Annotated in this window: 9 protein-coding genes; 7 read left to right on the top strand and 2 right to left on the bottom strand. The window is 19.9% G+C overall.

The genetic code is table 11. From position 1 onward, the window contains the following. Positions 1-23: 23 nt before the first annotated feature. Positions 24-1,004, bottom strand: coding sequence for a thioredoxin-disulfide reductase (gene trxB, locus GJT96_RS02250; protein ID WP_169780574.1), 981 nt, complete (start codon positions 1,002-1,004; stop codon positions 24-26). Between the two features lie 135 nt (positions 1,005-1,139). Between trxB and serS the strand changes: the two genes are divergently transcribed. After that, a complete protein-coding gene (gene serS / locus GJT96_RS02255; protein ID WP_169780575.1) occupies positions 1,140-2,426 on the top strand; it encodes a serine--tRNA ligase in 1,287 nt (428 codons plus the stop codon). 9 nt (positions 2,427-2,435) lie between these two features. Here the strand turns inward: serS and argR are convergent, their stop codons facing one another. After that, positions 2,436-2,915: a transcriptional regulator ArgR gene (gene argR / locus GJT96_RS02260; protein ID WP_169780576.1), complete on the bottom strand. Its 480-nt coding sequence runs from the start codon at positions 2,913-2,915 to the stop codon at positions 2,436-2,438. Between the two features lie 246 nt (positions 2,916-3,161). On the opposite strand from argR, the gene rplM reads away from it, so the two are divergent. The 6 genes from rplM (at position 3,162) to cgtA (ending at position 7,134) form a co-directional block, all read left to right on the top strand. Next, the gene (gene rplM / locus GJT96_RS02265) at positions 3,162-3,584 is read left to right on the top strand and encodes a 50S ribosomal protein L13 (RefSeq protein WP_169780577.1); all 423 of its coding nucleotides are present in this window, start codon (positions 3,162-3,164) and stop codon (positions 3,582-3,584) included. Positions 3,585-3,610: 26 nt separating this feature from the next. Then, positions 3,611-4,009, top strand: coding sequence for a 30S ribosomal protein S9 (gene rpsI, locus GJT96_RS02270; RefSeq protein ID WP_169780578.1), 399 nt, complete (start codon positions 3,611-3,613; stop codon positions 4,007-4,009). A gap of 81 nt (positions 4,010-4,090) precedes the next feature. Further along, the gene (gene murA, locus GJT96_RS02275; protein WP_169780579.1) at positions 4,091-5,350 is read left to right on the top strand and encodes a UDP-N-acetylglucosamine 1-carboxyvinyltransferase; all 1,260 of its coding nucleotides are present in this window, start codon (positions 4,091-4,093) and stop codon (positions 5,348-5,350) included. Positions 5,351-5,424: 74 nt separating this feature from the next. After that, complete coding sequence (gene rplU, locus GJT96_RS02280; RefSeq protein WP_169780580.1) at positions 5,425-5,742, top strand: 50S ribosomal protein L21; 318 nt, start codon at positions 5,425-5,427, stop codon at positions 5,740-5,742. 15 nt (positions 5,743-5,757) lie between these two features. Beyond that, a complete protein-coding gene (gene rpmA, locus GJT96_RS02285; RefSeq protein WP_169780581.1) occupies positions 5,758-6,015 on the top strand; it encodes a 50S ribosomal protein L27 in 258 nt (85 codons plus the stop codon). A gap of 87 nt (positions 6,016-6,102) precedes the next feature. After that, a complete protein-coding gene (gene cgtA / locus GJT96_RS02290) occupies positions 6,103-7,134 on the top strand; it encodes an Obg family GTPase CgtA (protein ID WP_169780582.1) in 1,032 nt (343 codons plus the stop codon). The last annotated feature ends 100 nt before the right edge of the window (positions 7,135-7,234 follow it).

Genomic DNA, 7,234 nt, shown 5'->3' on the forward strand with positions numbered 1-7,234 from the left:
ATTTAACTTTATGTTATATAGAACTAAATTAATTTTTTTTTATCAACATTATTTAAAAATTTTTGTGCATCTAATGCTGCCATACATCCTGTAGCTGCTGATGTAATTGCCTGTCTATAGTTTTTATCTATAACATCACCAGCTGCAAAAATACCAGGAATACTTGTTTGAGTAAAATTTAAATTATTTAAGTTATAATTATTTGTAATAATATAACCATTTTTATCTAATCTTATTTGATTTTTAAATAAATTACTATTAGGAATAGTACCTATTAATATAAATACACCAAATGTTGAAATATTAACAATATTATTATTATATATAGAATTAATTTTAATGTTGTGAACTCCTTTTTCGTTACCTAAGATTTCTTTTAATACATAAGGAGTATATAAAAATATTTTTTTGTTTTTTATTAAAAATTTTAATTTATTAAGTAATACTTTTTCGGCATTAAAATTATTTTTTCTATGAATTAAGTGTACCTTAGATGCAATATTAGATAAATATATTGCTTCTTCTATAGCAGTATTACCGCCTCCTATAACTGAAACTATTTTGTTACGAAAAAAAAATCCATCACAAACAGCACATGAAGATACTCCCTTACCCATAAATTTCTTTTCTGAATATAAACCTAAAGATTTAGGATTTGATCCAGTAGCAATAATAACACTATTACATATATATGTATGTAAATTACCTTTTAAAATAAAAGGTGTTTCTTTAAAATTAATAATTTTAACTATTGTATCATTAATAATATTAGTTTTTAAAAAACTTGTGTGATTATATAAATTATTCATTAATTTTTGTCCTGTTATTTTAGGAAAATTTCCTGGCCAATTTTCTATATTAAATGTTTTTGTTAATTGTCCTCCAATATCATTTCCTGTTACTAAAATAGGATTTAAATTTGCTCTTACTGCATATATAGCAGCTGTATAACCAGCAGGACCAGAACCAATAATAAGTAGTTTTGTTTTTTTTATATTTTTCATATTTTTTAATTATTTAAAATATTTATTTTATTATATATAAAAGATTAAATAATTAAATTAATAATTTAAAAATAAATTTATATAAATTTTAATTTTATAGTAAAATATTATATTTTAATTTATAAGAAAAATATTATGTTAGATATAAAATTATTACGTAATAATATTAATTATGTATATAAAATTTTAAAAAAAAGAAATTTTATTTTAGATATTAATCTAATAAATAAATTAGAAACAAAACGAAAATTATTCCAAATTAAAGTAGAAAAATTACAAATAAAAAAAAATAAAATATCTTATATTTTATCTAAAAAAAATGTTGATAATATTTCTAATTTAAAACAAAAATCTATTGTTATAACTAATAATATTTTAAAATATAAATCTATATTAGATAATATTAAAAAAAATATAAAACATATTTATTCTTCTATTCCTAATTTACCTCTTAAAGAAGTCCCTATCGGGATTAATAATACAAAAAATAAAGAAGTTAAAAAATGGGGTAAAATAACTAATTATGACTTTATAATAAAAAACCATTTAGAATTAGGTTTATTGCATAAAGGAATTGATATGGAATCTGGTGTTAATTTAAGTGGATCAAAATTTTTTGTATTAAAAGGAACAATAGCCTATTTACATAGAATACTTATCCAATTTATGTTAGATATACATATAAATCAACATAATTATCAAGAAGTTTATATTCCTTATATAGTTAAAGAGAAAACTTTATATGGTACCGGGCAATTACCTAAATTTAGTAAAGATCTTTTTCATATACAAAATTTTAAAAATAATAAATGTCAATATTTTTTAATTCCTACAGCTGAAGTACCATTAACTAATTTAGTGTATAATAAAATTATTAAAGAAGATCATTTACCTATTAAATATGTTGCTCATAGTCCCTGTTTTAGATCTGAAGTAGGATCATATGGTCAGTATAATAGAGGATTAATACGTACACATCAATTTGATAAAGTAGAATTAGTACAATTAGTAAAACCAAAATATTCAATAAAAACTCTAGAACAAATTACTTTACATGCTGAAAAAATATTACAATTATTAAATTTACCATATAGAAAAATATTATTATGCACAGGAGATATGAGTTTTTCTTCAAGTAAGACTTATGATTTAGAAGTATGGTTTCCTTCACAAAATCAATATTATGAAATATCTTCTTGTTCTAATATGGGTGATTTTCAATCTAGAAGAATGAAAGCTAGATATAAAAGAATGAAAGATAAAAAAATTAAATTTATACATACTTTAAATGGTTCTGGTTTAGCTGTAGGTAGAACATTAGCAGCTATTATGGAAAATTATCAACTCAAAAATGGAACAATTAAAATACCTGATGTACTTCAACCATACATGAATGGTATGAAATATATAAAAAATAAATAATTAATGAAATTATAATTTTTGTTCAAATAAATTTTGAATAAAATCATATAAATGAATAGTCTTAAAAAGACGAGTAGGTACTACAAAAATCGTATCATCACCTGCAATAGTACCTAATATACCTTCTGGTTTTCCTAAAGAATCTAATAATCTTGCTATTAATTGTGCTGCTCCTGGACTTGTATGAATAATAATTAAAATATCATTATAATCAATATCTAATACTAAATTTTTTAATGGACTTGTTGTATTTGGTACTCCTAATTCTAATGGGAAACAATATACCATTTCCATTTTTGTATTTCTAACTCTTACTGCACCAAATCTAGTTAACATTCTAGAAACTTTAGATTGATTAATATTTTGAAAACCTTTTTCTTGTAAAGCACGAACAATTTCAATTTGAGTACTAAATTTTTCTTTTTTTATTAAATTTTTAAATATTTTAATTAAATTAGCTTCTTTTTTTTTTGCAAAAATAACACTCATAAAGTTCACCAAAAAAAATAAAAGAAAAATATTTTATTTAAAAATAAATCTATTATATTAATTTTATGTAAATAAAAATCGTATTATTTATTCTATTTAAAAAGAATAATTTTAAAAATAAAAAGACTAATTGCATTTATTATTTATCTATATTATCATATTTTTAATAAAAAAATATATTTTTTTATTAAAAAATTAAAAATAAATAATTTAAATAGAATTTTTTATATTTTGGATATATATAAAATGAATATTTTATTAAATAAAAAATTTAATCGTCAATGGTTTCTTATTAATGCAGAAAATAAAATCTTAGGAAGATTATCTAGTATTGTTTCCCATTATTTAATGGGAAAACATAAAATTTCATATTTACCACATATTGATATAGGTGATTATATTATAATTGTAAATGCTAGTAAAATTAAAATAACCGGAAATAAATTAAAAAATAAATTTTATTTTACTCATAGTGAATATTCAGGAGGATTAAAAAAAATATCGTTAGAAAAATTAATGATAAAAAATTCTTGTAAAGTTATTAAACATTCCGTTAAAGGAATGTTACCTAAAAATAAATTAGGAGTATTAATGTTAAATAGATTAAAAATCTATAAAGGAATAATACATAAACACATAGCGCAAAAAAATAATATTTTAAATATTTAAATTATTTTATTAAGGATATAAAATTTATGAATAAAATAAATTATGATTATCATACAACAGGAAGAAGAAAAAGTTCTTCTTCTAGAGTTTTTATAAAAAAAGGAACTGGTAATATTTTAATTAATAAAAAAAAAATAAATAATTTTTTTAATAGGAATATACATCGTATTATGATATTAAAACCTTTACAATTAATAAAAATGCATGATAAGTTTGATTTATATATTACTGTTAAAGGAGGTGGTGTTTCTGGACAAGCAGGAGCAATTAGGCATGGTATAACAAGAGCTTTGATAAAATATGATAGTTTTTTTAGAAAAGATTTAAAAAAAGCAGGTTTCATTACTAGAGATGATCGTAGAGTAGAACGAAAAAAATTTGGTTTAAAAAAAGCAAGACGCAGTCCTCAATTTTCTAAACGTTAAATTTTTATTTTAAAAAATTCAATATTAAAACAAAATTAATTATTTTTTTAATTAATTTTATTGATATTTATAGAGTTTGATATGGATCAATTTTTAATACAAGGCCCGGTACAATTAAAAGGAAAAGTTAATATTTCTGGATCAAAAAATTCTGCTTTACCTATTTTATTTGCATCACTTTTAACAAATGAATTAATAGAAATTAAAAATATTCCTAAATTAAAAGATATAGATATAACTATTAAGTTACTTTTAACATTAGGTGTAAAGGTTAAAAAAGGCAAATCATTAACGATAAATGCAAATAATTTATATAAAAATTATATTTTACCTAAAAAATTAATTCAATCTATTAGAGCTTCTATTTGGTTAATAAGTCCATTATTAATACGTTTTAAGAAAATAAAAATAAATTTACCTGGTGGTTGTTCTATTGGTCAAAGACCTATTGATTTACATATTAAAAATTTAAAAAAATTAGGTGCTAATATTTACGTTGAAAACGGATTTATTATAGCATCTATAAATAATAATTTTCAAGGTGCTCATATTTTTATGAAAAAAAGTAGTGTAGGAGCAACTATTAATAGTATTTTAGCTGCAATTTACGCAAATAATATAACTATAATTGAAAATGCCGCTAAAGAACCTGAAATAAAAGATTTAATTAATTTTTTAAATATGATAGGTGCAAATATTAGAGGTGGAGGAACTAAAAAAATTATAATCAAAGGTGTTAAAAAATTGACAGGAGGTATTTATACTATTATGCCAGATAGAATTGAAACTGGAACTTTTTTAATAGCTGCTGCTATATCTCAAGGAAAAATTTTATGTAAAAATACTAATCCTAAATATTTAAATATTTTATTAAAAAAATTAAGATATGTAGGTGCAAAAATCAAAATAGGTAAAGATTGGTGTAGTCTTGATATGAATAATAAAAAACCTAAAGCTATTAATATTACAACAGGTCCATACCCTAATTTTCCTACTGATATACAACCCCAATTTACTTTGTTAAATTGTATCGCATTAGGTAAAAGTATAACAACAGAAACCATATTTGAAAATCGTTTTTTATATATATATGAGTTAATAAAAATGGGTGCCCAAATCTTTATTAAAGATAATAAAGTATTTTGTAAAGGTGTAAATTCACTTTATGGTTCTGAAATTAAAGCAACTGATTTAAGAGGTGCAATAAGTTTAGTTTTAGCAGGATGTATTGCTACAGGTATAACCGTAATTAATAATATTAATTATATTGATAGGGGATATGAAAATATAGAAAATAAATTAATTAATTTAGGAGCTAAAATAATAAGATTAAAAAATTAGATTTATTAATATAAAATTATTATAAACTTATAATAATTTTATATTAATAAATCTTTTATAAGGATTATAGTTTAATGTATGCTATTTTTGACAATTATGGGAAACAATATAAAGTTATAGAAGGACAAATTATTAAATTAGAAAAAATACAAGGTGTTATCGGAAATAAAATCGAATTTAATAATGTTTTATTAATTTCTAATAAAAATAAATTAAATATAGGTAATCCTATAGTTCCTGGAGGAAAAGTTATAGCAGAAATAATATCACATGGAAAAAATAAAAAAATTAAAATAATTAAATTTCGTCGAAGAAAACATTATCGTAAAATACAAGGTCATCGTCAATTATTTACTAATATAAAAATTATTAAAATTATATTTTTAATATAAAAGGAAAAAAATTTTATGGCTCATAAAAAAGCAGGAGGATCTTCTAGAAATGGTAGAGATTCGCATTCTAAAAGATTAGGAATAAAATGTTATGGAGGAGAAAAAGTAAAATCTGGATATATCTTAATAAGACAAAGAGGTACTAAATTCCATGCAGGAAATAATGTAGGATGTGGTAAAGATCATACTTTATTTGCTAAAATTAATGGTATTGTAAAATTTACTCATAAAGGATTACAAAAAAAATTATATATTAATATTATTAATATATAATTTTGATAATTTATTGTTTTTTATTTATAATTATTTTATCTACTAAATATATATTATTTAAATATTTTTTTATAAAATGGAGTTATAATGAAATTTTTTGATGAAGTAATTATATATGTTAAAGCTGGAAAAGGAGGAGATGGATGTATTAGTTTTTATCGTGCAAGATTCCTTCCTAAAGGAGGTCCAGATGGAGGAAATGGAGGTAATGGAGGTAATGTATATATTACAGCTAATCATAATATTAATAATTTAAAAAATTTTCATTATAAAAACAATTATATAGCTGATAATGGTTTAAATGGACAAAATCGGAAACGTACTGGAAAAAATGGAAAAAATTTAATTATTCAAGTACCTTTAGGTACAAAAATTATTGATGTAGAAAAAAATATGATTTTAGTATCTTTACTAAAAAATAATCAGATATTTTTAATTGCAAAAGGTGGAAAAAAAGGATTAGGAAATATTAATTTTAAATCATCTATAAATAGAACTCCATATAAAAGAACTATAGGTGATTTAGGAGAGAAAAAGAAAATTAAATTAAAATTAATTTTAAAAATAAATATAGGTATTTTAGGATTACCTAATTCTGGAAAATCAACATTTATTAAAAACATATCTTCGATTAAAACTAAAATTAACAACTATATTTTTACTACTACAAAACCTATTTTAGGTATTATTAAAAATAAATTAGATAATTCTAATATTTCTATATTAGATGTGCCAGGTATTATTAAAAATTCTTTTTTTGGTAGAGGATTAGGTTTAGATTTTATTAAATATTTTAAATATTGTAATTTAATTTTTTATATTATAGATATATCAATTATTAATATAAAATATAACATATCTAATACTTTAAATATAATATGTAATGAAATTTCTAAATATGATAATACATTATTATTAAAAGAACAATGGATTATTTTTAATAAAATTGATTTATTACATAATCCAAATTATTTAATATCTTGTATTAAAAAAAAATTAATAAAATATCAATATATAAAAAAATTTTATTTAGTATCATCTAAAAATAATATTGGAATTAAAAAATTATATATAGATATTTCAAATTATTTATATAAATTAAAAAATAAAAAACATTAATTTCTTTTTAAGAATTATATAAATTATTTATATAATTTTATTATTTTAATTAATATTTATAAATATATAAAAATAAATTTTATTTAATTTGGATTATAAA

Origin of the sequence: Enterobacteriaceae endosymbiont of Donacia piscatrix (assembly GCF_012569525.1) — a bacterium.
Lineage (GTDB): Bacteria > Pseudomonadota > Gammaproteobacteria > Enterobacterales > Enterobacteriaceae.

Bases quoted from the DNA above. Each gene is read 5' to 3' on its own strand.
- serS (WP_169780575.1), top strand. From the start codon at position 1,140: ATGTTAGATATAAAATTATTACGTAATAATATTAATTATGTATATAAA.
- argR (WP_169780576.1), bottom strand. From the start codon at position 2,915: ATGAGTGTTATTTTTGCAAAAAAAAAAGAAGCTAATTTAATTAAAATA.
- trxB (WP_169780574.1), bottom strand. From the start codon at position 1,004: ATGAAAAATATAAAAAAAACAAAACTACTTATTATTGGTTCTGGTCCT.
- rplU (WP_169780580.1), top strand. From the start codon at position 5,425: ATGTATGCTATTTTTGACAATTATGGGAAACAATATAAAGTTATAGAA.
- rplM (WP_169780577.1), top strand. From the start codon at position 3,162: ATGAATATTTTATTAAATAAAAAATTTAATCGTCAATGGTTTCTTATT.
- rpsI (WP_169780578.1), top strand. From the start codon at position 3,611: ATGAATAAAATAAATTATGATTATCATACAACAGGAAGAAGAAAAAGT.
- murA (WP_169780579.1), top strand. From the start codon at position 4,091: ATGGATCAATTTTTAATACAAGGCCCGGTACAATTAAAAGGAAAAGTT.
- rpmA (WP_169780581.1), top strand. From the start codon at position 5,758: ATGGCTCATAAAAAAGCAGGAGGATCTTCTAGAAATGGTAGAGATTCG.
- cgtA (WP_169780582.1), top strand. From the start codon at position 6,103: ATGAAATTTTTTGATGAAGTAATTATATATGTTAAAGCTGGAAAAGGA.